We start from the raw sequence: 24,423 nt of genomic DNA on the forward strand, positions 1-24,423 counted from the left end.
GGAAGGGCAAGACGACGTGACGGGGGACGCGCAGGCCGGAGCCACGGAATGAGCATCGAGACCAAGAAGGCGGGCAACGCCAAGGGCGCGGCCACGCCGCGCGAGAAGCTGGAGCTGGCCGCCATCGGCATGGAGGCCGAGTTCGGAGTGATGGTGGACGGCGCCCCCGCCAAGCCCGAGGACGTGTTCGGCGACCCGCGTGCCTTCGTGCAGGGCCAGCTCATGCACCGCGTGGGGACGTCGTACCACCTCCCCACCGGCGGCGCCGTCTACTTCGACACCGGCGTGATCGAGGTGGCCACGCCCGTGATCGAGATCGAGCGGGGGTGCGCGGCGCGGGCCGGGCGGTCGCTGTGGGAGTCGGTGCTTGCGTTGCGCGAGGGGCTGGACGACTGGGAGCGGCGCGAGGGCCGCGACGTGCACCTGGTGGGCTTCAGCACGCACTACAACATCTCGTTCGAGCTGCCGCGGCACGCGCAGGGCCGCAGCCGCACGGTGGAGAAGCTGGCGCTGCTGCTCTCGTACGTGCTGCCGTTCCCGGTGATGCTGCTGGCGGCCAACCGGCGCTCCACGGGCGTGGGCGTGCGCCCGCGCGGCGACCGCATCGAGATCACTGCGGACTTCACGCCCAGCGCTTCGCTGATGATCGCCACGGGCACGCTCATCACCGGCATCGTGCGCGAGGTGATGACGTGGCCGTCGTTCGAGCTGGAGATGCTGGACCGCACGGACCTGCCCATCGTGCGCGACTTCCGGCCCATGCCGCACACGTCGCGCAAGGGCTGGCTGGCACGCTACACCTGCTTCCCGCGCAACCCCTTCCAGACCGACGTGGACGCGCCGGTGTGGGCCACGCGCGACGGTCGCACGCTCAGCCTGCGGCAGATCGCGGGGCTCACGGTGAAGCACTTCTGGCACCCCATCCGCCGCATCTCGGACCCGTTCAGCTTCCGCCTCATCGGCTCGGTGATGCGCGGACGGGCGCCGTCGCTGCTGGACCTGGACGACCGGCCCGAGGAGTACGAGGACGTGGGCCGCCTGTGCACGTGGGACAACCTGTTCCCGGAGAGCGAGATCAGCCGGTCGAAGTACGAGCGCGTGCTCATCCGCGCCATCTCCGGCCAGCGCCTCTGGATGCACGGGCGGCGGTACGTGCCCACGGGCATGCGCGGCTGGTCGCAGGTCGTCTTCCGCCGCGAGGACGACCACACCCGCCATGTCTTCGGCATCGACTACCTCCTCCAGCACCTCCCGGACTGGGAGCGCACGGCGCGGCGGGGCGGGTAGATCGGACCTCGGGCCGGAAAACGGAACGGGACGCATCCCACGGGTGCGTCCCGTTCTTGCGGGTGGCGAATGGATTTCCGGATGCCGGCCTATGCCGCGGCGCTGGTCTGGAATCGCTCGTACGCGCTGGGGTCGAACAGGTTGGCGGAGCTGATCTCCGAGACGGGCACGATGATCTGGAAGTCGTCCACCCCGCCGAGAAGGAACGCGTTGTTCTCCTCGATGATCTTCTGGTAGACGTGCGCGTAGTTGGTGTTGAAGACGACCTTCTGATCCGGCGAGTTACGATAGCCGCTGGAGGTCGGGAGGAAGCGGATGTACTTGCGCTCGTACGCCGGGTCGAAGTTGCTGGTGATGAAACCTACGTAGACCTTGCCGCTCTTGATGGAAACCGAAACCTGCTTGGTTCGCGCATCGCCCGCTCCAGCAGCACCTCCAGGTAGTCGTTCCACTCGGTGATCGCCCTGCGGGTTTCCGTCTCGCGTCGGTGCGTCCACCGGTTCAGGGGGATCCAAGCGAACGCGCCCAGCAGGAAAGCCCCTGCCGAAGTCCCGCTGTAGGAGAACGGGACCGCGTGGTGCCAGCCGGCGTAGCTCGCGGGCGCGAGCCATACGAGCAGCTGCACGCAAAGGTGGGCGGCGAACAAACAAGCGACTCCGGCCGCGGCTGAATGGAAGATCAGCCTTTCGCCCGAATATCGCTTGGTGGCGAACCGCGTGTGGTTCCAGTTGGTGATGAAGAGGTACCCTCCGAGGAGCGGGAGGAGGAGTACGTTGAAAGGCATGTGCGGCCTTATTTCCCCTTCGCCGAAGCGGGCTTCGCGGCCTGATCGGTGTACATCCTGGAGTTCACCATCTTGGCGATCTCTCGCTGGCCGGCTTCGCTGCGCAGGATGTCGGCGGGGGAGACGGAACTGACGCCGGACTTGCTCACGTGCACGGGGGGCTTCTCGAAAGAAGGGCTCATCCGATTCTCCGGGGTGTGTCGGCGGAAACCAGCCGCGCGTCTTCGAAGCGACAGAACCACGCAAGACTTCGATACCAACCGGAGCGCAATTTGTGCCGTTGCGCCAATCGTGGCAAGGGCCGCGTGGGCTTTCGGTTCAGCCGCCCGGCCTCACCCCCGCACCGCCCACGCCTCCAGCAGCTCTTCCTCGCGGTCGGCGGTGAGGGCGGGGGAGAGGACGTCGCTGCGGGCGCGGTCGGCTTCCCAGAGGCGGACGTCGCGAACGGTGTCCATGATGGGGCGGAACGTGAGTCCGGCGGCCATGGCCTTGTCGCTGTTCACGGCCAGGAAACCCTGCTGCTCGCCCGCCGCCTCGGGCACCCACAGCGGCAGCTCGGTCCACGGGCGGATGCCCCAGCCCAGGAGGAACTCCTCGCTGGCCCACACGAAGCGCGCGCTGCTGCCGGACTCCACGCGGCACGTCTCCAGAAGCCACTCCATGGCCAGCGGGCGCTTGGGGCCCACGGCGTTGAAGGCGCCGGTGCGGCCCTCCTCCACCATGCGCAGCGTCCACTCCGCCAGGTCGCGGGCGTCCACGAACTGCACCGGGCGCTCCGGCCGGCCGGGCGCCAGCACCGTGCCGCCCTGCGCCACCCTCCGCACCCAGTAGCCGAAGCGGTCGGTCGCGTCGTACGGGCCCACGATGAGGCCGGGGCGAACGACGAGCGTGCGGCCCGGCATCGCCTCCTGCACCTGGGCCTCGCACAGCGCCTTGAGCGGGCCGAACGTGGCGTCGGTCAGCTTGTGCTCCGCGCCGGGCGGGAGCGTGGCGAGAGCGGCCGACTCGTCCACGCCCGGCCGCCTCAGGTCGCCGTACGCGGAGATGGACGAGAGGAAGACGTAGAGGTCCACCGCGCCCGACAGCAGGTCCGCCGAGCGGCGGACGACCTCCGGCAGATAGCCGGAGGTATCGATGGCCGCGTCCCACTTCCCGCCCTCCAGCCCGGCAAGGTCCTTCTCGCGGTCGCCGCGTACGTGCGTGGCGCCCGGGAAGAGGCCGGGGCCGCTGCGTCCGCGGTTGAAGAGCGTGACGTCATGGCCGCGCGCCAGCGCCGCCTCGGCCAGGTGGCGGCCCAGGAAGCCGGTGCCGCCCAGCAGGAGCAGGCGCAGAGGGCGCACGGGCCGGGGCGGGCCCGCGTGGCGCTTCCGCGCGGGCTCGCCCTCCGCGGGCGGGGTCACGGGCGCCGCCTCAAGCGCCGCGCGACTTCAGCGCGTCCAGCAGCTTGCCGTGGATGCCTCCGAAGCCGCCGTTCGACATCACCAGAACCACCTCGTTGCCCTTGAGCCGCGGCACCAGGTCCGCCACGATCTCGTCGGCGCCGGCGATGTGGTCGGCCGGCTTGCCCTGCGCGCGCCACGCATCCACCATCTCCAGCGGGTGGATGGCGGTCTCGGCCGTGTAGCGCTCGGGGTGGAAGAGGCCCGCCAGGACGATGCGGTCCGCGCCCGCGAACGCCTGCACGTACGGCTCCTGGAACTCGCGCCGCTGCGCCGTATAGCTGCGCGGCTCGAAGATGGCCACGATGGGCCGGCCCACGTACCGCTGGCGCATCGCGTCGATGGTCTCGCGCACGGCCGTGGGGTGGTGCGCGAAGTCGTCGATCACCACCACGCCGCCCTCCTCGCCCTTCACCTCCATGCGCCGGCGCACGCTGCGGAAGGTGCGCAGGCCTTCGAGCACGCCGTCGCGCGGGGCGCCCACCGCCTCGGCCGCGGCGATCACGGCCAGCGTGTTGCGGACGTTGATGGCGCCCGCCATGGGCGTCTCCACCTTGCCCCACTCCGCGCCGTCGTGGAACACGGTGAAGCGCGTGCCCTCGGGCCCGAACTCCACGTTCCGCGCCGTCCAGCGCGGATGCTCCGCATCTCCCGAGCCCTCGCCGTAGCCGAACGACTCCACGGGCGCGAACGACTTGGGCGCCAGCTCGCGCACGATGGGCGAGTCCCAGCCGGCCACCAGCGTGCCGCGGCGGGGGATGAGGTTGATGAAGCGCGCGAAGGCGAAGCGGTACGCCTCCTCGTCGCGGTAGATGTCGGCGTGGTCGAACTCGATGTTGTTGACGATGGCCGTGTCGGGCAGGTAGTGCCACATCTTCGGGCCCTTGTCGAAGTACGCCGTGTCGTACTCGTCGGCCTCGATCACGAAGTAGTCCGAGCCGGTGAGGCGGAACGACGTGCCGAAGTTCTCGGCCACCCCGCCGATGAGGAACGACGGTTTCAGCCCCGCGCACTCCAGCACCCACGCCAGGATGGAGGTGGTGGTCGTCTTCCCGTGCGTGCCCGCCACCGCCAGCGAGTGCTTGCCGCGGATCAGCTCCTCCTTGATCACCGCCGCCGCAGAGGTGTACGGGAGGCGGTCGTCCAGCACCGCCTCCAGCTCCGGGTTGCCGCGCGAGATGGCGTTGCCCACCACCACCACGTCCGGCCGCGGGTGCAGGTTGGCGGGCGAGAAGCCCTCGGCGTAGCGGATGCCCAGCTCCTGCAGCTGGGTGGACATGGGCGGGTACACGTTCTCGTCCGAGCCGGTCACGGTGTGGCCGGCGGCGCGCAGCAGGCCCGCGAGCGAGCCCATGGCGGTGCCGGCGATGCCGATCAGGTGGAAGCGGCGCGGCGCGGGCGGGGTACGTGCTGGCATCGGGCTCCTCTTGGTGTCACGATCGGGCGGGGCGGTGCGTTCTCCGGGCGCCCCCTTCTGCGAGGAGCGTGCCCCGCAGCGGCCCCTTCGCGGCGGGCCGGCGCCGCGTATATTCTATCGTGGCGAAGCGCCACACGTCCAACCGAACCCTCGCAGGAGCGTCACCACGTTGAGAAGAGCGATCTCCCTGGCCGTGCTGGCCCTGTCCCTGGCTGCCGCGGCCGCATGCACCACCGATTCCGGCGGCGTCACCGACCCGGGACCGCCGCCGGTGCTGGTGGGCGACACCGTGTTCCTGGCCAACGGCCTCAAGTACATCGACGCGCAAGTGGGCGCCGGCGCGGTGGTGCAGACCGGCCAGCTGGCCCAGGTGCACTACACCGGGTGGCTGCTGAACGGCACCTTCTTCGACACGTCGCTCAACGGCAGCCCGCTCACCTTCCGCGTGGGCGCGGCGCAGGTCATCGCCGGGTGGGACCAGGGCATCCCCGGCATGCGCGTGGGCGGGCGGCGCCGCCTGATCATCCCGCCGGCGCTGGGCTACGGCTCCGCGGGCAACGGCCCCATCCCGCCGAACTCCACGCTGATCTTCGACGTGGAGCTGCGCGCCATCGGCAGCTGATCGGCCCGCAACGCAACTTTCACCAGACGACCCGACCATGAAGAAGCTCATCCTCACCGTCCTGATGCTGGCGCCGCTGGGCGCGTGCAGTCTCGACTACACGCCCCCCATCTGCCGCACCAAGGCGCCCGAGGTGGCGTCGATGGCGGGCGACACGGTGCTCACCACCAGCGGCCTGCGCTACATCGAGCTCGCGCCGGGCACGGGCAAGGTGGCGCCCGCGTGCAGCAAGGTCTCCATCGCGTACGACGCATTCGCGCCCAGCGGGGTCCGGTTCGACTCGGCCACCGTGGCGGCGCCCAGCAACTTCACCGCGGGCGGCATGCAGATCCCGGTGCTGGGGCTGGACATCGGGGTCATCGGCATGCGCACGGGCGGGCAGCGCCGGCTCATCATCCCGCCGGTGCTGGCCTTCCGCGGCGTGGACGCGGTGGACGCCACCGGCCACGTGGTGGTGCCCGGCAACGCCACCCTGATCGTGGACGTGCGCCTGCTCACGGTGGACGGCACGCCGTAGAGCGGGCCTGATCAAGACGACGACGGGCCGTCCGCGAGGGCGGCCCGTCGTCTTTCCATCGAAGGCATCGACCGATGGCGTCGGGGGATGCGCGGCGTTCCTCGTTCGCCGCGCATCTCGCACATCAGCGGAGGATCGGTGGATCGGTGGATGGGCGGCGGCGCATCGCCTGTCCTCTATCGTCCCACAGCCGTATCGATAGATGCGCATGCGGCGGATGTGCGGCATCGTCGCCCGTCCCGCATCTCCCGGCTGATGATCGGGTGACGATGCCTGGATGCATCAACCGCGGAGGACGGGGCGGAGGCTGGAGCTGGCGCGGGATTCGCGAAGTGCGCGGGCGCATTCGCACCTTCATCCACACGGAAACACGGCGGGCTCCCCTGGAACCGGACAACCCCACGCTGCTGGCGGTCAACGACTCGCTCTGGATCCCCCGCGCGGAGCTGGACTACCGCGCCACGCGCTCCGGCGGCCCGGGCGGGCAGCACGTGAACACGTCGTCCACGCGCGTGGAGCTGACGTGGGACGTGGCGGCCAGCGCCGCGCTGGACGAGGCCCAGCGCGCGCTGCTGCTGCAGAAGCTGGCCAACCGCATGGACGCGGAGGGCGTGCTTCGCCTTGCGGCGAGCGAGCACCGCAGCCAGCACCAGAACAAGGAGGCGGTGACCGAGCGCCTGGCCGAGCTGGTGCGGCAGGCGCTGCACGTGCCCAAGCCGCGCCGCAAGACCCGCCCCACCCGCGCCTCGCGCGAGGAGCGGCTGCGCTCCAAGAAGATGCAGTCCGAGAAGAAGCGGACCCGCGGCCGCATCTCGGGCGACGAGTAGCGCCGGAGGGGGTCCGGGCGGGGAAGGAGAGAGGCGGCGGGTCCGGCGGGCGGATGCGCCGCCTCTTCCTTTCGCCGTGCGGCACGGTGACGCGGATGGCGCCGTGCGGGCGGCCGTGCGCCTGGCCGTCCGGCGGGCACCCGTCTTGCTAAGCCCCCGCCTGCGGCGGCCGGCACGGGGCGCCTTCGTTCACCAAGCAACGCGAGGTTACCATGCATTTCCTCTGGTGGCTCATCATCGGCCTGATCGCGGGCGCCATCGCCAAGGCGATCATGCCCGGCAAGGACCCGGGCGGCATCGTCGTCACCATGCTGCTGGGCATCGCGGGCTCGTTCGTGGGCGGCTTCCTGGCGAACATGCTGGGGCACGGCACCAACGATGGCGACAACACGGCGGGGCTTATCGGCTCCATCATCGGGGCGCTGATCCTGCTCTTCATCTACCGCATGATCGTGGGCCGCCGCCGCACGGCCTGACGGAACCAAGCACCAGAACCAAAACGGAGCAGGGAAATGCCTACGACCGAGATGAAGGACCTCCTGAAGCACGAGCTGGGCGACATCCTCTATGCCGAGCGCCAGTTCCTGCGCGGCACCAAGAAGATGGCGAAGGAGGTGCAGGACCCGACGATGAAGGCCCGCCTGGAAGAGCACGTCCAGGAGACGGAGAGCCAGATCGAGCGCGTGCAGCAGGCGTTCGAGTCGATCGGCGAGAAGGCCAAGGCCGAGAAGTGCGAAGCCGCGATCGGGCTGATCGAGGAGCACGACTCGTTCAAGACCGAGGAGAAGCCGTCCAAGCCGATCCTCGAGGCCTTCGACCTGGGCTCGGGCCTGCGCGTGGAGCACTACGAGATCGCGGCGTACCGCACGGCCATCGCCATCGCGACGGCCATGGGCTACCGGGACTGCGTGGCCCTGCTCCAGGAGAGCCTGCTGGAAGAGGAAGCGATGGCCAAGTTCATCGAGAAGAACGCGGTGAAGTCGGTGCGCGCCCTCATCAAGACCGTCGAGGCGGAGCAGCAGCAGTAAGCTTCCCGGCGCGCGACGGATGCGACGAGCCCCCGCGGACCTCACCGTCCGCGGGGGCTCGTCGCGTGCTGTCCCGTCATTGGGCGAACATTGTAGGCATCCGAACCATGCGCTGCACCGACGGTGAGTCAAAGCCTGACCCCGAAGTCGCCCGGCGCGGTCGCTGCGGATACCGATTCCGCCTGGGCTATGGGCTAGCGACTCATCCTACGCCTTGGGGGGCTTACAGCAAGCTCGAACGAAGAGGACCCCTAGTTTGGTCAAATAAATGGATTTTGTAGTGCTGATATCGAGTTCGGTGGGTACAACTCGTGATCGACTCGGTATGCGTGAGCGCCAGCCGAGTAAGCCAAGGGAAAGCAAGTGCTCTAGATATGCCCCGAGGAAGTCGGGATGCGTTAGCGGCAGGCGTTGCTCAAGTCCCACTATTCTGTGCTCGTAAAATCCGCCATATTGCCGCCTGTGGCGTTTGCTCGCGAATCTGCTCACTGTAAGCGCGGACTCGGCGAGGTAATTCACAATAAGGGCTTCATCAGGAGAGAGTTCACTGATGATATGGACGAAAGCTGGATGTGCTTCGCCGACTCTCTGACGATCAATAGCTCGGGCCAACAAGTTACTGAACAGATCCCAAAGGTGTTGGTTGCTGTCCAGGTATTTTATTTTCTCAAGTATTGGGCCAGCGATAAAACTCGGTGCTGCCTGTTGCCGCTCTTCCGGTACTTTTGCCATAGTTGTTTCCAAGAACACGCGCAATCGATCTTGGTAAGTTGCAACTAGTTGTATCGGCGCTGTGAATAAACGAAGAGCTTTTACAATGTCTTCAGACAGTGCACCTACTTGGCGCAAGGAGGGTGCAAGGACATCATCATATACTTTTTCGACGATGTTAGGGCCGGCCACTTTGCTGACGGCCGTAATTAGCTCATCCATTGAAAGTTATGGTAGGGTGATGGATGATTGTGATCCCTTCCGCAACTAACAATAGGCCGGAATCCGGGTCGGTACAACCTTCTCAATATCTCAGATCGCAATCCCGAGAGCGCGCTGTCGAGTGATTTCATGTGAATCAGAACAGCATAGACAACAGGACAGCGCATCGTTTCATCTCGTCGTACCGGTGTCGTCGCGGGATGCCGTCCGTTCGCGGAGGAGCTCTTCCATGCGAGAGAGGCAGCGCGAGAACTTCTTGCCGTATGGGCCCACTAGATAATCGCGGGGGAAGAGGGCGCCGAGCGTGGTGGACGAGGTCGCGGCGAGGGGAACTGCGCCGTCGTACAGCTTGTCGACGAAGTGCACCCAGCGCAGGGCATCGTACACGTTGGCGAGCGGCTCAATGCCCTCCACCAGCAGCATGTCGATGCGCTCCACGAGGGCGGCGAAGCGCGTGGGGTGCACGTCGCCGAGGCCCGCCACCATCTCGCGGAAGCCGGCGTACAGCGTCCGCTCGCCCGCGGCGGCCCGGAGCGCGGCGAGGGCGGCGTCGTCCACGAAGTAGGCGCGGCCGGGGTCGGCCTCGAAGCGCCGGTGGCGGAAGTCCTCGCCCTCGATGCCCAGCGTCTCGAAGGCGGCGGACAGCTCCTCGATCTCGGCGGTGAAGCTCTTCTGGTCGAAGCGGCCGCGGCCCAGCTCGTCGGGGATGGTGTTGGAGGTGGTAGCCATGCGCACGCCGTCTTCCAGCGCGCCGCGCAGGAAGGCGAGCGCCAGCTTGAGGTTGCCGGGGTCGTCCAGCTCCCACTCGTCCACCGCCACCAGACGCATGCCGCGGAAGGCGCCGCGCATCTCCTCCACCCCAAGCAGGCCGATGGCGTACACCAGCTCGTCGAAGCTGAGGTACGCCTTGGGGCCGGGCGTAGCGTTCCACAGCGAGGCCAGCAGGTGCGTCTTCCCCACGCCGAAGCCGCCGTCCAGGTAGGTCCCGCTCCCCCGCCGCGGGCCCGAGAACGCCTGCATCAGCCGGCGGCCTAGCCCTCCGCGCGCCTCGGCGTGCATCTCCGCGGCGAGGCGCTCCAGGCGCGCCACGGCGGCGGCCTGCGAGGGATGGCGGGGGTCCGGGCGGTACTGGCCGAAGCTCTTGGCGGCGAAGCGCGGCGGGGGAACGAAGCCGGCCACCAGCTCGCGTGCGTCTGGGCGCGCGGGCAGCGAGGCGAGCAGGGGCTGGAGCGACGGCACGCGGAGATGGACCTCGGGCTGGGACGGCGGACGGGTTGCGGAGCGCCGGTAAGCTACCGCGCGGGCGATGGTGGAGGAAGCGGAGACAGACGAAAGGCGGCCCGGTGTGCCTTCCGGGCCGCCTCACCTCCTCACTTCGTCGCTGATCGTTTCTTCTCTCGGTGCTGCTGCTTCTCTCGTCGCGCCTTGTCCCGTCGTCTCGCTACCGATTGAACACCGCCACGCTGGAGATCGCGAGGTGGTTCTGGAGCGTCATGGAGAGCATCTGGCCGGGGCTCACCTGGAGCGACTGCGAGGTGAACACCTCGGGCGAGCCGATGGGGTCGGCCACCAGGCGCACGTCGCGGCCGGGGCGGCCCACGCCGCGCGGCAGGCGCAGGCGCACGGTGCTCATGCTCACCACGGTGCCCAGCCGGTAGCGGATGCCGCCCTCCACCGCGAACACGTCCACGTCCGACCAGTTGTGGTTCTCCACCTCCACCGTCGCCCGCGGCTCCTCCTCTGCCGTGAGGCCTTTGATGCCCTGCTGCTGGCCGGTGCTGGCGCAGGCCGCGAGCGAGATCCCGGCCACCAGATGGGTGAGTGTGCGCAGCGCGTTCATTCCGGCCTCCTTGGTTGGAAAACAAAGAGGCGTCCCGAAGGACGCCTCGTCGCGTAGTCTTTGCAACCTGCTGGTCGCACGGTGAGACAAGTCAAAACGCGTGCCAAACTCTGTCGCGCCGACTCGCGGACCTCTCGGCTGTACTCACCCGCGAGACGACCGTATCAGCAGGCGGCACAACCGATTACGTGAGCCCCGCGGCGTCAGTCGCGATCGGGAGCTTGTGCGGCGTCCGGCTTCTGCGAATCGCGTCCTCGCTCCGCACAGAACTCCAGGTAGTCATCTACCGCGAGCTCGAATTCGCGCTCAAGAGCCGCGGCGGATTCCGCCTGAAACGTGATGACGTCGGCGATGCCGGCGAGTTCGCCGTGCAGGATTTGCGCATCCGGATCGAACTCCACGCGGGCCGAGTAGCCTCTGTATTCCATCATACCTCCATCTCCCCTTCAGGAAGGACTCGCCTCAGCCGTCCGATCACCCTCCGACATCTCGCGGAGCTGGTCCCCGGTGAGGCGGTAGGTGTACCACTCGGTCATGCGGCGGGCGCCCAGCTTGTCGTAGAAGTCGATGGCGAGCTGGTTCCAGTCCAGCACTACCCACTCCATCCGCCCGCAGCCGCGGCGCACCGCCTCGCCCGCGAGGAAGCGGAAGAATGCGGAGCCGATGCCCAGGCGCCGCGCGTCCGGCAGCACGAACAGGTCTTCCAGGTACAGCGTGGGCAGCGCCAGGAATGACGAGTACGTCTCGAAGGTGATGGCGTAGGCCACGGCGCGCCCGTCCACCTCGGCCAGGAAGGCGCGGAAGCGGCGCGGCTCCGGCCCGAAGCCGTCGCGCATCAGGCGGGCGCGCGCCTCGGGCGAGGGGCGGTCCAGCTTCTCGTAGTCGGCCAGCGCGTCCACGAGCGCCAGGAACGTCTCGGCGTCCGCTTCGGCGGCGGGGCGGATGACGGGCTCAGGCATCGGCCGGGGTTTCGGCGGGGGCGGGGAGCTTGTCGGGAGATGCGCGGAAGAGCGTGACCGCGGTGTCTTCGAAGACGTGGCGGTGGCCGCCGTACGGCAGCACGTGCTCGGCCGAATGCTCCACGCCGAGCAGCACGGCGAAGGGCCGCTCGTTCCAGATGTCGAGCAGGCGGTCCAGCTGGCGCGAGTCGTACGGCGGGTCGGCGAAGGCCACGTCGTAGCGGCCGGCCTCCAGCGCGGTGGCGAAGGGCAGCGCGTCTTTCTTGAAGATGCGCGTCTTCTCGCGGGCGTGCAGCGCCGCGACGTTCGCCCGCAGCGCGTGCAGCGACGACGGTCGCGTCTCCACGAAGTCGCAGGTCTTGGCGCCGCGCGACATCGCCTCCAGCCCCAGCGCGCCGGTGCCGGCGAAGAGGTCGAGCACGCGCGCGCCCTTCAGGTCGCCCTCCAGCAGCCCCAGCCACGCGTCGCGCACCCACTCGGCGGTGGGGCGCACGCGCCGGTCCGGCGGCGACGTCAGGTGGCGGCCGGCCCACTTCCCTCCCACGATCCTCATCGTCCCGCTCCGTCCAGGTGTGTGGCCCACATCTTCACTGCGTCCATTCCTTCCACTGCGCCTCGTTCCATCCCAGGGTGAGGTTGTTCCCGCCGCGCACCAGCGGCGTCACCAGCAGCAGCGGGTCTTCCTCCAGCAGCGGGAGGATGCGCGGCTCGGCGAGGTGCGCCACGTGCAGCCCGCGGTCGCGGAAGCGCTTGCCCTCGCGGTCCAGCAGCGCCGCCGCGCCGAACTTCTGCGCGAACCGCCGCAGCTCGCCGGCAGACGCGGCGCGCTCCTTCAGGTCTATGAAGTGCGTCTTGATGCGGCGCTCCTTGAAGAACCGCAGCGCCTTCTTCGTCTCGTTGCAGCTCTTGGTGCCGAAGATCTGTACTTCCATCTCTCGTCTTCCGTCCCAATCGAAATCGTCTGATGCCCCGCCGTGGACGAGCGCCACCGGCACGGGCCGGACCTGCGCGTTGGACCCGCCGCGGCAGCACCGACGCCGGTCCCGATGCACCATCGCCGCGGAACCTCGGGCCACACACAGGTGCGCACCCTACAGGAATGGGTCGGCGCCTCCCATCGACCTGCCATCCATTCCCGCAGGATCGCGACACCGCCTCGACCCGGTAGGGGCCGACCCGCGTGTCGGACCGCCGCGGCAGCATCGCGGGACATCGTACGCGAGACCGCTGCCGGGGCACGGGGCGAACGCAGATGCGCATAGGCTGCGGCGCTGGTGCGCGTCTATGCGTTGCGGGCGCGGCGTTGGGCCGGGCGCTTGGACGTGTCCGCAGGCGCGCTCGCGAACGGGCGCGGCTGCGCGAGCACTTCGTCGCGGAGACGGAGGGCGGTGTAGGCCAGCGCCACGTGCACCGGCAGCGCGAGGGCGATGACGACGCCGTTGACCTGGTAGAACCACGGCAACGCCTGGAGCGCGAACCCGAGCACCGAAAGCGCGGCGGCGATCACCGCGATCCGCGCCGCCGGCCTCGCGGCCCAGCGTGCGCCGTACGCCATGCACGGCACCAGCAGGATCAGCGGCAGCGCCACGGGATCGAACTGGAACAGGTTCTCGTTCCGGTACGCGATCGCGTGGTCGGTCAGCGTCCAGAGTCCCAGCAGGATCAGCCCGCCGAAGCCGATGAGGATCAGCCACAGCGAGGCCAGCGCCGCGAAGCCGAAGCGCGCCGCACCGCTGCGCCGCGCGCGCATCCCCAGCAGCACGATCACCCCGCCGATGGTGACGCCGGCGAGCAGGTACCACGCGATCCGCTGCGGCGGCGCCGTTCGCTCGGCCGGGCGGCCGACGGCCTGCACCATCTGCCGCTCGGTGCGCACCAGCGGCACCACGCGGCCGGCGGCATCGTGCGTGCCCGCCGTGCGCAGGTAGTCGCGCAGGCGCATGGGCAGGAACATCTCCTCCCACGCGGTGATGCGGCGGTCCGCGGGCTGGGCGAGGCCGATCATCAGCCCCGTGTACGTGGGCACGTCGTCGGCCGTGAGGCGCTCGGTGTGCGAGCGGTACGTGGTCGCGGTCGGCACGTTGCCCCAGCGCGCCCGCAGCGCGCCGTGCAGCACGCGGTCCATGGCGTCGCGGACGCGCGTGGAGCAGTTGTCGCGGTAGTAGTCGTATCGGTAGAAGCGGTTCTCGTCGCGCTGGTTCCACACCAGGAAGTCGCGCAGCTCGGCGCGCTGCGCGGGCGTCAGGTTCAGCTCCTGCACCCACACGTCGCGGTTCTGCTGCCGGTAGTGGTCCAGCGTGAAGCCCGCGTCGAAGCCCGCCATCCAGTACAGCATCCGCCCCTGCACGAAGCGGAGGACGAAGTTCTCCTGGCGGAAGTCGAACATGCCGTAATTGTACGCCTGGTCGGTCCCCGCCACGGGGTCGTGCACCCAGATGGCGTTGTGGCCGAACTTCTCCCACACGTCGTCGCCCGGCCCGAACGTCATCACGTACACGCGCACCGAGTCGCCGTTGGGCGCCGCGACGGGCGTCCGCGGCACGCCCGGGAACTGGGGTGACGCGACGATGCCCGGCTCCGTTGCGGTCGGCTGCTGCGTGGACGGGCGCACCGGCGGCACGACGGCTTCGGGAGATGCGGGGCGGACGGCGGCGCGCACGGGCGACGCCATGGCGGATGCGGCCAGGGCGAGCACGGTCAAAAGGCGCTTCACCGCGGCTCCGTGGCGGACAGGCGCGGAAGGTCGTAGCGCATCGGCAGGTATATGGATGCGATGTCGGATCGAATTCGGAGGAAGCTGCGCGCGGGAATGCGTGCACAACGCGCATGCTTCGGATGCGACGGAACTTAGCGGATGGGGGGGCGGGGCGCTATCGAAGGAGCCCTCACCCGGCTCGTAAAACTCGCCTGCCCTCCCCCGCAAGCGGGGGAAGGCACGCCATTGGTGAATTTCCGGGCTGGGTATGGGTCAGGGCGACTCCCCGCTGCCGACGCGCTGGCGACTCGCGCTGCGCGCTGCGGGAGGGAAGAGCGAGATCGGATCGGGGAATACTGCGAGATCACCGCGGGAGCAGGCCACGCAGTTGACCTGCGTGCATTCGTAGCCTCGCGGGTTACCCGCTAGGGCGATGCCGCGGCCGCCCGATCTCCGACACGCTCTCCCTCCCCATCAATCCGCCCCCACCGCAGCCGGCGCCGGGTGCGCCCGGCTCGTCCGGCCGCCCCACGGGCCGGGCCAGCCGGGGAGCAGCAGCCCCAGCAGCAACGCGAGCGTTGCCATGTAAAGAGTCAGCAGGTACGCGCGCTCGAAGCCGTGCACCGTCTGCGTGCAGGCCTCGCGCATCATCGCGGCAGCCTGCGGCGGCATCGCGGGGCCCGCCTCGCCGTGCATCTCCCGAACGCTGGCGGCGGACGGACTGCCGCGCATCTCGCGACTGATCGCGCTGGGCGGAGCGATGTGCATCTCCCGACTGCGAACCGCCGACGGACTGCCGTGCATCGGCGGCGTGCCATGCACCGGCCCGGCTTCCGAGACTGGCGCAGCTTCGACAGGGGCGGCGCCGGGGGCGATGGAGGGCGTGACCGGAGGCGCGGCGCAGAGGGCGAACGGCTTCGCGTCCGTCGTCGGAGCGGCTTCCTGGGCGCGCTGCTGGTAGGCGCGGACCTGGGGCGACTGCGTGCTCGCGAGGACCGTGGCCAGCATCGCCACGCCGAGCGACTGGACGACCTGCCGGAGCGAGTTGATGAGCGACGAGCCGCGCGGCAGCTGCGGCCCGTCCACCACGGCGAGCGCCGTCACCAGCGTGGTCTGCACCGTCATCCCCAGCGCCAGGCCGCGGAGGACGAGCAGGAACAGGATCCACGAGATGGGCGTCGTGGCGGTGAGCCGCGAGAGCTGCCATGTGTTCACCATCAGCAGCGCGAAGCCGGCGGCCAGCAGCGGGCGCGGGCCCACCTTGTCGTAGATGCGGCCCGCCGTGGGCGTCGCGACCCCCGCGGCGGCGGCGAGCGGGAGGAGGATGAAGCCCGTCTGGAGCGCCGTCTTGCCGCGCAGCGCCTGGAGGTACACGGGCAGCAGGAACTCCGCCCCGAACAGCCCCAGCACGCTGGCGTACCCCACCAGGCTGGCGACCAGGAAGGTGCGCTTGCCGAAGAGGCGGAAGTCCAGCAGCGGCTCCTTCGCCACGAACAGCTCCACCAGCGCGAACGCCACCAGGCCGGCCACGCCCAGCGCGAAGAAGAGCACCGTGCGCGGCGCCGTCCACCCCTGCGACTCGGCGATGGAGGCCGCGTACAGGATGCTGCCGAAGCCGACCACCTCCAGCACCAGCCCCGGCACGTCCAGCGGCACGCGCCTGCGCTCGCCCGCGTCGCGCAGGAAGCGCGAGTTGAGGTACACGCCCAGCAGGCCGATGGGGATGTTGATGAAGAAGATCCAGCGCCAGTGCCCAGCATCCACCAGCAGCCCGCCCAGGATAGGCCCCAGCGCGGGCGCCACCACCATCGCGATGCCGAACAAGCCCAGCGCCTTGCCCTGCTCCTGCGGCGGAAAGGTGCGCAGCAGCGTGGCCGTGCCCAGCGGCAGCGCGATGCCGCCGCCCAGGCCCTGGAGCGCCCGCGCCAGCACCAGCACCCCCAGCGTGGGCGCGAAGCCGCACAGCGTGGAGCCCAGCACGAAGACGGAGAGCCCGGTGATGTACGTGCGCTTCATCCCGAACCGGTCCGCCAGGAAGCCGGCCAGTGGCGTGGCGATGCCCAGCGCCAGCACGTACACGCTGATGATCCACTGCGCGCTTGCCAGCGACGCGCCGTACTCGCGGCGCAGCGTCTGGAAGGCCACGTTCACCACCGTGGTGTCCAGGATCACCATGAAGATCCCGAACACCACCGAGATCAGCACCTTCCACTTGTACGCCAGCCGCTCGCGGGGCGCGGAGGGGTGCGGGGCGTTCGGCACGGCGGGTTGGGCCATCGGTTCGGCTCGGTCTTTCACGGGCGTTCGGTAGATGCGGCGCGCTGCGAGCGGCGGACGGTAGCGGGTCGCAGAGGCCTTGTCTAGCGCCGCGTGTGTCCGCGGTGGATGCGATGCGCGCGGAGCATCTGCCGTGGCGGTGTTCGGGAGATGCGGGGCGGGGCGGGGGATGCGTGGCGGCGGCACGCGCGCGGCACCTTTCGCCGCGGGATGCGGGGGCGTAATCTCCCGGCGGGCCGCGCTCTTCGTGCGTGGCAGCGAGCCGCGATACCGCTTTGGATGGAGGGACGATGTTTCGGGACGACCTGCTGGAGGGCAAGACGGTCCTGGTGACGGGCGGCGGCTCGGGCCTGGGGCTCAGCATGGCGAAGAAGTTCGCCGCGCTGGGCGCCAACGTCGCCATCACCGGCCGCGACGCCGGGCGCCTGGAGCGCGCCGCGGCGGAGATCGACGCGTCGGGCCAGCGCGTGCTCACGCACCCGTGCGACGTGCGCGACTTCGCCCACGTGGAGGCGATGACGGCGGCGGTGAACGCGCGCTTCGGCGGCGTGGACGTGCTGGTGAACAACGCCGCGGGCAACTTCCTCTCCGCCACCGAGGACCTGTCGCCGGGCGGCTTCAACGCGGTGGTGCAGACGGTGCTCTACGGCACGTTCAACGTCACCCTCGCCGTGGGCCGCGGGATGATCGAGCGGGGAAAGGGCGGCAGCATCCTCAACATCGTCACCACGTACGCGTGGACGGGCTCGGCGTTCGTCGTCCCATCGGCCGCCGCAAAGGCGGGGGTGCTGGCGATGACGCGCTCGCTCGCCGTGGAGTGGGCCACGTACGGCATCCGCAGCAACGCCATCGCCCCCGGGCCGTTCCCGACGGAGGGCGCGTGGAGCGCCTTGATGCCCACCAAGGAGATCGAGGCCGAGGCGAAGGCGCGCATCCCCATGGGCCGCTTCGGCGAGCACGACGAGCTGGCGAATCTGGCCGTCTTCCTCACGTCAGACGCGGCGCCGTTCATCAACGGCGAGTGCGTCACCATCGACGGCGGCGAGTGGATCGCGTCCGGCGGCGAGTTCAACGGCCTCACCCGCATCCCCCGCGCCCACCTCAAGGGCGCCCTCTCCGCCATGAAGCCCAAGAAGTGAGCGTATCCGCGGAAAAGCTTCGGCCGCTGGATTCCGCCGCCCGCTTTTCATCTCCCGAGACGAGCCGTTCCGGGAGATGCGGGGCGGGTGCGCATCTCCCGTACGGGGTCGCGCGATGAAGGCCGCGATGGTCGCCATCGGCGACGAGATCGTGGGCGGGATGACGACCGACACGAACAGCGGCTTCATCTCCGGCGAGCTGCGCGCGGTGGGCGTCGAAACCGTGGGCGGCTTCTCGGCCCTGGACGACGAGGGCGACATCGTCCGCGCGTTCGAGCGTGCGCTGGAGGACGCGGCCGTGGTCGTTTCCACCGGCGGCCTGGGCCCTACGGCGGACGACCTCACCACCGCCTGCGTCGCGCGCCTCGCCGGCGTAGAGATGCGGCTGGACGAGGCGTCGCTGCGGCTCATCGAGGAGCGCTTCCGCGGGCGGGGGATGGAGATGCCGCCCAACAACCGCAAGCAGGCGCTCTTCCCGGCGGGATCGACCATCATCCCGAATCCCGACGGCACCGCGCCCGGCTTCATCCTCCCCGTGGAGCGGGGCGGGCGCACACGGTGGATCGCCAGCTTCCCCGGCGTGCCGCGGGAGATGCGCGGCATGGTTCGCGAGACGCTGGTGCCGTGGGCCGCGTCGCTCCAGCCGGACCGGCGCTACAAGTCGCGCACCTTCAGCACCTTCGGCCTCTCCGAGAGCAAGCTGGATGAGCTCCTGGTGGACGTCGTGCGCCCGGACGAGGCGCGGCTCGCCTTCCGCGCCGCCTTCCCGCGCATCCAGGCACGTCTCACCGTCACCGGCGCGCCGGGAGAGGACCTGGACGCGCGCCTGGACGAGCTGGAGGCGCGCGTCCGTGAACGCCTCGGCGCCCACGTCTACGCCATCGGCGACGAGGGGATGGAGGAGACGGTGGGCCGCCTGCTGCGCGAAGCCGCGCAGACGTTGGCCGTCGCGGAGTCGTGCACGGGCGGGCTGATCGGCCACCGCATCACCGACGTGCCCGGCAGCTCCGCGTACTTCCTGCTCGGCGTCGCCACCTACTCCAACGAGGCGAAGCAGTCGATGCTCGGCGTCTCGCCGGACACGCTGGCTGCGCACGGCGCGGTGAGCACGCAGGTCGCGGAGGAGATGGCGGAAGGCGTGCGCCGCGCCGCAGGGGCGGACCTCGGACTGTCGACGACGGGCATCGCCGGGCCGGGCGGCGGGACGGACGAGAAGCCCGTCGGCACCGTGTGCGTGGGCCTGGCGTGGGAGGGCGGCGCGTGGTCACGGCGCTACCAGCTCGGCGAGCGCGGCCGGGAGTGGGTGAAGGGCATGACGGCGCAAATCGCGCTCGACCGCGTGCGACGGCACCTGCTGCGCGAGGAGGCGTGATGCTGCTCGCTCTCGCCACCCCGCCGCCGCAGGGCAACGCGATGCTGGGGCTGTTCATCCTCTCGCTCGTGGCGTGTCCCGCGGTCGCGCTGCTCACCTGGCTGCACCCGTACGCGGGCCGGGCGCTGCTCGGGTTGTGGATGCTGGCGGGCATCCTCGCGTACGGCCACGCCGGCGGCAGCTTGCCGCTCTTCCTCGCCGGCCTGGCCATTTCCGCCGCGGGGTACTGGCTGGTGCGCAAACGCGTTCAGCACCCCGCCCTCAGCCGCGTGAGCTTCGATTTCAGCGTCCGCAGAAAGTCCGAGCCGGTGCCGAAGGTGCAGCCCTCCGCCCAGGTGCCGCCGCGCGAGGAGCAGCCCGCGAGCACCCTTGCTGCGTCCGTGGAATGTCAGCACTGCGGCGCCCGCGTCCCCGCCGGCTTCCCCCACTGCCCCGGCTGCGGGAGAACGCGGTGAACGGCGCAGCGGAGGGCGGATCGGCGGCGGCGCGCGAGTGGACGCGCGGGGAGCACACGGTCAGCGACGACCGCGCGCGGCTGGACTTCGGCGTGATCCACGGCTTCCTGGCCGCGTCGTACTGGTCGCCGGGCATCTCGATGGAGGACGTGCGGAAGTCGGCCGAGCACTCGCACCCGTTCGGGCTGTACCGCGGCGCCCGGCAGGTCGGGTTCGCGCGGGTGCTCACCGACTACGTGAAGTTCGCGTACCTGTGCGACGTGTTCGTGCTGGAGGGCGAGCGCGGGAACGGCGCGGGGCGGTGGATGATGGAATGCATCCTCGCGCACCCGGACCTGGCGCCCGTCCGCAAGTGGATGCTCGCCACGTGGGACGCCCACGGCTTCTACCAGCGCCTCGGCTTCGCGCCGCCCGCGCGGCCGGAGATGTACCTGGAGCGCTACACCGCCGCCGATCCCAGCGCCGTCCCCGCATCTCTGGATGCAGCGCCCTCGGCCGATTCTGCACAGGCATCTCCCGCATCTCCCGCATCTCCCGCATCTCCCGCATCTCCCGCATCTCCCGCATCTCCCGCATCTCCCGAAGCCTCGTCCGAGGTTGAGAAGCCGAGGATCGCCCGTCCCCTGATGGATGAGGTGGAGATGGGCGGCGAGGCGCCATGCCAGCTCCATCGCTTCTTCGATCCGGACGACGAGTAGCCGCCGGGGACAGCAGCCGCGCCATCTCCCCCTTCCGGACGTATCCCGAAGCGCCGCATCTCCAGAAGATACAGGTGTTTGCGATGCGGTTCGGTATGCGCTCCGGAGCGCGAAAACGTTGGACTCCGTCGCGGAGCCGGCATAGCTTGGATGCGGCGCGGTTCGCCGACGCCCGTAAGCTTTCTCATCTCCCGCCCCGCCGGACTTCTCCCGTCTCCGGAGGAGGGCCCATGATCATCCAGAAGGTCATCAAGGGCATCACGGGCCTCGAGCGCCCGGACGTCGACCAGGTGCTGGCCGAAGGCATCCTTTCGAACTGGGTGAGGAAGCTCGGCTCGGTGCCGCTGCGCGACATCCCCGCCGTTCTCACGCCGCGCAACCTGGACTGGCACCAGAACCACTACGGCCACGCCGACCCCGCCGTGGGTGGCGAGGCGTTCAAGCTGCACACGCCGTACATCTCCACCACGGCAGGCACGGTGGAGCGCGACGTGGTGGCGCAGCGCAACGTGCTGCACCCCGCGTGGATAGAGGCGCTGGGGTTCGCCACGGACTTCGGGCGAGCCGACGGGTGGCTCTTCTACTGCGACCTTTGGACGCTGGGCAAGCAGGCGGTGGGGCACGGCGCGTTCGCGGAAGAGCTTCGCGAGCTGAACGTGCACACCGCCTGGTCGATCTTCCAGACGGAGGGCGAGGTCGCGGCGAAGGTCTTCATCCCGCCCGCGCAGATCAGCCACGCGGAGTGGTGGGAGATGCGGAGCATCCGCGCCGCGGCGGCGGCGGGCCGGCCGTGGGCGCCCTCGCTGCGGGTGGACAACCCGCTGTACGTGACGCCCGAGAGCTACCACAACGTTCGCGAAGTGCTCCAATAGCGCGGAGGTGACGCGATGTCGCTCATGCATGGCGGTGCGGAGGGCGAGGCGGAAGGCCGTGGCGACCGCTCGTTCTCCCTCTTCGAAGCGGAGATGGAGCGCGGCTACCGCTCGGACGCGGACGACGCGGGCCGGGCCGGCTACGCGGGCGGCGCCGGCGGCGGGGCCGGCAGCGGAGGCGGCAGGCGCACGGGCGGCTCGTCTGGCGAAGGCTCCGGAGGGGGCTTCGACCGCGAGACGATCGCGGCGGCGATGGAGTTCTCCCTCCGTGTCGCGCAGTCGTCCGCCCGCCGCAGCGCCCTGCCCGTGGCCGAAGGGCTGCCGCCCGAGGCCGATGAGCCGCCCACCCTGGTGCAGCGGCTGGCGAAGGCCACGCACCTGCGCCGCGCGGCCGCGCACGCGCTGCTGCTGCGCGACGACCGCGCGGCCGCGCTCTTCGCGCACGCGGTGGACGCGTACGCCGACGCGGGGCTGCCCTACGCGCTGATGATGCGGGCCTGCACGACCGCCCGGTTCGCGCGCGAGCTGCCGCTGGACGCCCGCGGCTGGATGGAGCTCCACGCCGCCGCCACGCGCGCGGCGGGCGAGAGCCGGGCCGACGCGCCCCGCTTCCCCGAGCCGCCGGACGGTGGCGGCCTCGACTGGGGGGCGCTCGAAGATCGGGAGCCGCGCCGGGAGAGCTACGCGGACACGCCGCCCAGCCTTCTTCCGCAGCTCGCGTACGTGCTTCTCGCGGCGTCGGCCGCCGGGCGGGAGGAGGACGATGCGTTGCGCGTGGAGCTGGAAGGCCACCGCTCGCGCGCGCTCGGCCTGCTGCCGATGCCGGTGGGCGCGTACCTGGACCTCGCCGCCGCGCTGGACGAGGAAGGGGACGGCGGAGGGCGGATGACGCGCGGTGCGACGTTCCCGTTCGTGGCCGCGTACGACGGTGCCGTCCGCACCGCCAGCCGCCGCGGCGAGCACTGGCGGAACGCGTCGATGCCCTTCCACCCCGCGGAGCCGGACGTCGTCGCCGTGCTGCGCCTGGCGGACCCGGCAGGCGCGTGGACGCGCGAGTGGCTCGCCGGTCTGCCGCTGGCCGACGCCAGCCGCACGCTGCTCGCGGACGCCCTGGGCACGTACGAGAGCGACGAGGGCGGCGAGACCGTGGGGGGAGCCGATGACCTCGTCTTCAGCTGACGCGTCGGCGGCGGCGGAGGCCCTCAAGCTGATCCCCGCCCTGCTGTGGTGGGCACTGGCGGTGGCGGTGCTGATGAACCTGTGGACGCGGATCGTGGACGCGCTGCCGCGGGTGAAGACGCTCAAGGTCGCGGGGCTGGAGCTGGAGCTGGCGAGCAGCGAGCTGGCGGGCGCGCTCTCCGCGCGGTCGGGCCTCTCGCCGCAGGTCTCCGCGCGCATGGCGGCCTCGGTGCTCCGCCGCGCCGCCGTCGCGGGCGATGCGCTCCGCGGAGCGTACGTGCTGTACGTGGACGACGACCTCGCCGCCAACCGCCGCGAGATCGAGGCGCTCCGGGCCCTGGGCGCGGCCGTGCACGCCGTCGCGACGACGAAGTCCGCGGTTGCCTGCGTTGCCCTGAACGAGTACGACCTGGTCGTCACCGACATGACGCGGCCGGGAGACGCAACGGCGGGGCTCGCCCTCGCCGCCGCGGTCGAGGCGAGGCGCCCGGGCACGCCCGTCATCGTGTACGTGCTGAACCTCGTTCCCGCGCTCGGCGTACCCGCGGGCATCTCCGGCATCACCGACCGGCCCGACGAGCTTTTCCACCTCGTCTTCGACGCACTGGAGCGCAGGCGGCTGTAGCCCGTCGCTCCGCATCTGCCGAATGCGGCAGGCCGATGCATTCCGCGCCGCCCGTGGCCGTTCCAGGCCGGCGAAGCGCCTCCCTCGCACCCGCGCGGGAGGCGCTTCGCCGTGCGCCGTCTCGCCGGATGTGGCGCGTTCGGTATCCCGCGGAGCCGGAACGTCGAGGTTGCACGGCTGCCGCGGACCCGTGGAAGGGCCGTTACCGGACGGGGGTTGCCGATCGGCCGCAGCCCGGCTTGTTTGGTAGCATCCACACCTCCCCACCCGCTCCACTCACACCGGGCTTCGCCCGGGACGCGAGCCCATGGCCGAATCCACCTGGCGTTCCCTCGCCGCTCCGCTCCGCCGGGGCGGCCAAGGAGAGATGCTGGCGTACGTAGAGAACCGCTCGTTCCGCCAGAAGATCGAGATGCTGCCGCGCCTGGCCCTCACCGGCCTGGCAGTGGTGTTCGCGCTGTCGCTGCTGGCGGGCGCGCTGAACGGCTGGAAGCTGGGGCAGATCGGGACCGGTCACGTGCCCGCGCTACAGCGCAGCCGCGACATGGAGGAGACGCTGGAGCGCGTGCAGCGCGACCTGCAGGACGCCGTGGCGCTCCGCGACCCGCAGAAGCTGACCGACACCGACACGCTGCGCACCCGCTTCCTGCTGGCCGGCGACTCGCTCCGGGCCGCGGGCGTGAGCGACGCGGCCGCCGTCGACTCGCTGAAGGGCGGGTTCGAGACGTACTACCTGCTGGCCCGCGGCACCACGCAGCGCTTCATCGAGGGCCAGGCCGACCCGCGCATGATCGCGGACCTCAAGGAGATGACGCGCCGCCGCGACGAGCTGCGCGCGCGGCTGGAGGTCATGCGCACCGAGCGCGTGTCCGCCATCTCCTCGGCCTTCCGCACCGCGTACGTGCTGCAGGCGCTCGCCCTGGCGCTCGTGCTGCTCGTCGCCCTCGGCGTGGGCTGGCTGCTGGTGACCCTCTCGCGCGGCGTGGTGCGCTCGCTCACACGGCAGGTGGACGAGGCGGTGGACGTGGCCGAGCGCCTGGCGGCCGGCGAGATGGACACGCACGTGGAGGTGACCAGCGACGACGAGATGGGCCGGCTGATGGTGAGCATGCGCGGCATGGTGCAGTACCTCCAGGGCATGGCCGCCGCCGCCGACCGCATCGCCGAAGGCGACCCGTCCGTGCCGGTGGAGCCCAGGTCGGAGCGCGACACCTTCGGGCACGCCTTCCACAACATGACGGCGTACCTGCGGGATATGGCGGCCGTGGCCGACGACCTGGCCGCGGGCGACCTCACGCGGCAGGTGGCGCCGCGCGGCCGCGGCGACCGCTTCGGCAACGCCTTCCACGGTATGATCGAGCGCCTGACCAGCGTGATCGGCGAGATCCGCAACGCCACCGAGGCCATCTCGTCCGGCGCCGCCGAGCTGGCCGCGTCTGCCGAAGAGCTGTCCGCCTC

The 24,423-nt window shown here is 70.4% G+C and carries 27 protein-coding genes; 14 read left to right on the forward strand and 13 right to left on the reverse strand.

The window, feature by feature from the left end; all coding sequences use genetic code 11:
* Positions 1–48 precede the first annotated feature (48 nt).
* Positions 49–1,287 carry a hypothetical protein gene (locus tag VFE05_20575; GenBank protein HET6232483.1) on the forward strand — a complete coding sequence of 413 codons (1,239 nt, stop codon included), beginning with the start codon at positions 49–51 and terminating at the stop codon, positions 1,285–1,287.
* Positions 1,288–1,376: 89 nt separating this feature from the next.
* Here the strand turns inward: VFE05_20575 and VFE05_20580 are convergent, their stop codons facing one another.
* The 4 genes from VFE05_20580 to mpl form a co-directional block, all read right to left on the reverse strand.
* Positions 1,377–1,739: a hypothetical protein gene (locus VFE05_20580; protein ID HET6232484.1), complete on the reverse strand. Its 363-nt coding sequence runs from the start codon at positions 1,737–1,739 to the stop codon at positions 1,377–1,379.
* A gap of 340 nt (positions 1,740–2,079) precedes the next feature.
* Positions 2,080–2,253, reverse strand: coding sequence for a hypothetical protein (locus tag VFE05_20585; GenBank protein HET6232485.1), 174 nt, complete (start codon positions 2,251–2,253; stop codon positions 2,080–2,082).
* Positions 2,254–2,403: 150 nt separating this feature from the next.
* On the reverse strand, positions 2,404–3,471 hold the full coding sequence (locus VFE05_20590; protein ID HET6232486.1) for an NAD-dependent epimerase/dehydratase family protein: 1,068 nt from the start codon (positions 3,469–3,471) through the stop codon (positions 2,404–2,406).
* Between the two features lie 10 nt (positions 3,472–3,481).
* On the reverse strand, positions 3,482–4,927 hold the full coding sequence (gene mpl / locus VFE05_20595; GenBank protein HET6232487.1) for a UDP-N-acetylmuramate:L-alanyl-gamma-D-glutamyl-meso-diaminopimelate ligase: 1,446 nt from the start codon (positions 4,925–4,927) through the stop codon (positions 3,482–3,484).
* A gap of 169 nt (positions 4,928–5,096) precedes the next feature.
* Here mpl and VFE05_20600 point away from each other — a divergent pair, with 169 nt between their 5' ends.
* From VFE05_20600 to VFE05_20620, 5 genes are all read left to right on the forward strand, one after another.
* Positions 5,097–5,549, forward strand: coding sequence for an FKBP-type peptidyl-prolyl cis-trans isomerase (locus VFE05_20600; GenBank protein ID HET6232488.1), 453 nt, complete (start codon positions 5,097–5,099; stop codon positions 5,547–5,549).
* Positions 5,550–5,586: 37 nt separating this feature from the next.
* Positions 5,587–6,066: an FKBP-type peptidyl-prolyl cis-trans isomerase gene (locus VFE05_20605; GenBank protein ID HET6232489.1), complete on the forward strand. Its 480-nt coding sequence runs from the start codon at positions 5,587–5,589 to the stop codon at positions 6,064–6,066.
* Positions 6,067–6,398: 332 nt separating this feature from the next.
* The gene (arfB, locus tag VFE05_20610; protein HET6232490.1) at positions 6,399–6,893 is read left to right on the forward strand and encodes an alternative ribosome rescue aminoacyl-tRNA hydrolase ArfB; all 495 of its coding nucleotides are present in this window, start codon (positions 6,399–6,401) and stop codon (positions 6,891–6,893) included.
* Between the two features lie 212 nt (positions 6,894–7,105).
* A complete protein-coding gene (locus VFE05_20615) occupies positions 7,106–7,369 on the forward strand; it encodes a GlsB/YeaQ/YmgE family stress response membrane protein (protein HET6232491.1) in 264 nt (87 codons plus the stop codon).
* Between the two features lie 36 nt (positions 7,370–7,405).
* Positions 7,406–7,921 (forward strand): ferritin-like domain-containing protein, encoded by a 516-nt coding sequence (locus tag VFE05_20620; GenBank protein ID HET6232492.1) that lies wholly within the window; start codon positions 7,406–7,408, stop codon positions 7,919–7,921.
* A 207-nt stretch (positions 7,922–8,128) separates the two neighbouring features.
* Here VFE05_20620 and VFE05_20625 read toward each other — a convergent pair whose 3' ends face one another.
* From VFE05_20625 to VFE05_20665, 9 genes are all read right to left on the reverse strand, one after another.
* Entirely contained in the window at positions 8,129–8,854 is a 726-nt protein-coding gene (locus VFE05_20625; GenBank protein ID HET6232493.1) for an Abi-alpha family protein, read from the reverse strand.
* Between the two features lie 171 nt (positions 8,855–9,025).
* Positions 9,026–10,093, reverse strand: a complete 1,068-nt coding sequence (zapE, locus tag VFE05_20630; GenBank protein ID HET6232494.1) for a cell division protein ZapE — start codon at positions 10,091–10,093, stop codon at positions 9,026–9,028.
* A gap of 202 nt (positions 10,094–10,295) precedes the next feature.
* Entirely contained in the window at positions 10,296–10,694 is a 399-nt protein-coding gene (locus tag VFE05_20635; GenBank protein HET6232495.1) for a hypothetical protein, read from the reverse strand.
* Between the two features lie 203 nt (positions 10,695–10,897).
* Positions 10,898–11,125 (reverse strand): type II toxin-antitoxin system HicB family antitoxin, encoded by a 228-nt coding sequence (locus VFE05_20640; GenBank protein ID HET6232496.1) that lies wholly within the window; start codon positions 11,123–11,125, stop codon positions 10,898–10,900.
* A gap of 15 nt (positions 11,126–11,140) precedes the next feature.
* Positions 11,141–11,653 (reverse strand): GNAT family N-acetyltransferase, encoded by a 513-nt coding sequence (locus VFE05_20645; GenBank protein HET6232497.1) that lies wholly within the window; start codon positions 11,651–11,653, stop codon positions 11,141–11,143.
* Positions 11,646–12,206, reverse strand: coding sequence for an RsmD family RNA methyltransferase (locus tag VFE05_20650; protein HET6232498.1), 561 nt, complete (start codon positions 12,204–12,206; stop codon positions 11,646–11,648). Before VFE05_20650 ends, VFE05_20645 begins: the two co-directional genes overlap by 8 nt.
* 34 nt (positions 12,207–12,240) lie before the next feature.
* Complete coding sequence (locus VFE05_20655) at positions 12,241–12,585, reverse strand: ArsC/Spx/MgsR family protein (protein HET6232499.1); 345 nt, start codon at positions 12,583–12,585, stop codon at positions 12,241–12,243.
* A 350-nt stretch (positions 12,586–12,935) separates the two neighbouring features.
* The gene (locus tag VFE05_20660) at positions 12,936–14,366 is read right to left on the reverse strand and encodes a DUF4105 domain-containing protein (protein ID HET6232500.1); all 1,431 of its coding nucleotides are present in this window, start codon (positions 14,364–14,366) and stop codon (positions 12,936–12,938) included.
* A gap of 456 nt (positions 14,367–14,822) precedes the next feature.
* Positions 14,823–16,625 carry a DHA2 family efflux MFS transporter permease subunit gene (locus tag VFE05_20665; protein ID HET6232501.1) on the reverse strand — a complete coding sequence of 601 codons (1,803 nt, stop codon included), beginning with the start codon at positions 16,623–16,625 and terminating at the stop codon, positions 14,823–14,825.
* A gap of 290 nt (positions 16,626–16,915) precedes the next feature.
* Between VFE05_20665 and VFE05_20670 the strand changes: the two genes are divergently transcribed.
* The 8 genes from VFE05_20670 to VFE05_20705 all read left to right on the forward strand — a co-directional run.
* Positions 16,916–17,764, forward strand: a complete 849-nt coding sequence (locus tag VFE05_20670; GenBank protein HET6232502.1) for an SDR family oxidoreductase — start codon at positions 16,916–16,918, stop codon at positions 17,762–17,764.
* A 115-nt stretch (positions 17,765–17,879) separates the two neighbouring features.
* On the forward strand, positions 17,880–19,136 hold the full coding sequence (locus VFE05_20675) for a competence/damage-inducible protein A (protein HET6232503.1): 1,257 nt from the start codon (positions 17,880–17,882) through the stop codon (positions 19,134–19,136).
* Positions 19,136–19,591: a hypothetical protein gene (locus VFE05_20680; GenBank protein ID HET6232504.1), complete on the forward strand. Its 456-nt coding sequence runs from the start codon at positions 19,136–19,138 to the stop codon at positions 19,589–19,591. The genes VFE05_20675 and VFE05_20680 overlap by 1 nt, the downstream gene beginning before the upstream one ends.
* On the forward strand, positions 19,588–20,289 hold the full coding sequence (locus VFE05_20685; protein ID HET6232505.1) for a GNAT family N-acetyltransferase: 702 nt from the start codon (positions 19,588–19,590) through the stop codon (positions 20,287–20,289). Before VFE05_20680 ends, VFE05_20685 begins: the two co-directional genes overlap by 4 nt.
* A gap of 230 nt (positions 20,290–20,519) precedes the next feature.
* Positions 20,520–21,161, forward strand: a complete 642-nt coding sequence (locus VFE05_20690) for a hypothetical protein (GenBank protein HET6232506.1) — start codon at positions 20,520–20,522, stop codon at positions 21,159–21,161.
* A gap of 15 nt (positions 21,162–21,176) precedes the next feature.
* On the forward strand, positions 21,177–22,340 hold the full coding sequence (locus tag VFE05_20695) for a hypothetical protein (protein HET6232507.1): 1,164 nt from the start codon (positions 21,177–21,179) through the stop codon (positions 22,338–22,340).
* Positions 22,321–22,965 (forward strand): hypothetical protein, encoded by a 645-nt coding sequence (locus VFE05_20700; GenBank protein ID HET6232508.1) that lies wholly within the window; start codon positions 22,321–22,323, stop codon positions 22,963–22,965. The genes VFE05_20695 and VFE05_20700 overlap by 20 nt, the downstream gene beginning before the upstream one ends.
* A 367-nt stretch (positions 22,966–23,332) precedes the next feature.
* Positions 23,333–24,423, forward strand: a 1,091-nt coding sequence (locus VFE05_20705; protein ID HET6232509.1) for a HAMP domain-containing protein, incomplete at its 3' end; no start/stop codon positions are given.

This window comes from Longimicrobiaceae bacterium (assembly GCA_035696245.1).
Taxonomy (GTDB): Bacteria; Gemmatimonadota; Gemmatimonadetes; order Longimicrobiales; family Longimicrobiaceae; genus DASRQW01.

Excerpts from the sequence above, each read along its gene's own strand:
- VFE05_20615 (HET6232491.1), top strand. The coding sequence starts at position 7,106 with ATGCATTTCCTCTGGTGGCTCATCATCGGCCTGATCGCGGGCGCCATC.
- VFE05_20575 (HET6232483.1), top strand. The coding sequence starts at position 49 with ATGAGCATCGAGACCAAGAAGGCGGGCAACGCCAAGGGCGCGGCCACG.
- mpl (HET6232487.1), bottom strand. The coding sequence starts at position 4,927 with ATGCCAGCACGTACCCCGCCCGCGCCGCGCCGCTTCCACCTGATCGGC.
- VFE05_20620 (HET6232492.1), top strand. The coding sequence starts at position 7,406 with ATGCCTACGACCGAGATGAAGGACCTCCTGAAGCACGAGCTGGGCGAC.
- VFE05_20625 (HET6232493.1), bottom strand. The coding sequence starts at position 8,854 with ATGGATGAGCTAATTACGGCCGTCAGCAAAGTGGCCGGCCCTAACATC.
- VFE05_20605 (HET6232489.1), top strand. The coding sequence starts at position 5,587 with ATGAAGAAGCTCATCCTCACCGTCCTGATGCTGGCGCCGCTGGGCGCG.
- VFE05_20665 (HET6232501.1), bottom strand. The coding sequence starts at position 16,625 with ATGGCCCAACCCGCCGTGCCGAACGCCCCGCACCCCTCCGCGCCCCGC.
- VFE05_20655 (HET6232499.1), bottom strand. The coding sequence starts at position 12,585 with ATGGAAGTACAGATCTTCGGCACCAAGAGCTGCAACGAGACGAAGAAG.
- VFE05_20695 (HET6232507.1), top strand. The coding sequence starts at position 21,177 with ATGTCGCTCATGCATGGCGGTGCGGAGGGCGAGGCGGAAGGCCGTGGC.
- VFE05_20645 (HET6232497.1), bottom strand. The coding sequence starts at position 11,653 with ATGCCTGAGCCCGTCATCCGCCCCGCCGCCGAAGCGGACGCCGAGACG.
- VFE05_20700 (HET6232508.1), top strand. The coding sequence starts at position 22,321 with ATGACCTCGTCTTCAGCTGACGCGTCGGCGGCGGCGGAGGCCCTCAAG.
- VFE05_20690 (HET6232506.1), top strand. The coding sequence starts at position 20,520 with ATGATCATCCAGAAGGTCATCAAGGGCATCACGGGCCTCGAGCGCCCG.
- VFE05_20585 (HET6232485.1), bottom strand. The coding sequence starts at position 2,253 with ATGAGCCCTTCTTTCGAGAAGCCCCCCGTGCACGTGAGCAAGTCCGGC.
- VFE05_20650 (HET6232498.1), bottom strand. The coding sequence starts at position 12,206 with ATGAGGATCGTGGGAGGGAAGTGGGCCGGCCGCCACCTGACGTCGCCG.
- VFE05_20675 (HET6232503.1), top strand. The coding sequence starts at position 17,880 with ATGAAGGCCGCGATGGTCGCCATCGGCGACGAGATCGTGGGCGGGATG.
- VFE05_20635 (HET6232495.1), bottom strand. The coding sequence starts at position 10,694 with ATGAACGCGCTGCGCACACTCACCCATCTGGTGGCCGGGATCTCGCTC.
- VFE05_20680 (HET6232504.1), top strand. The coding sequence starts at position 19,136 with ATGCTGCTCGCTCTCGCCACCCCGCCGCCGCAGGGCAACGCGATGCTG.
- VFE05_20670 (HET6232502.1), top strand. The coding sequence starts at position 16,916 with ATGTTTCGGGACGACCTGCTGGAGGGCAAGACGGTCCTGGTGACGGGC.
- VFE05_20640 (HET6232496.1), bottom strand. The coding sequence starts at position 11,125 with ATGATGGAATACAGAGGCTACTCGGCCCGCGTGGAGTTCGATCCGGAT.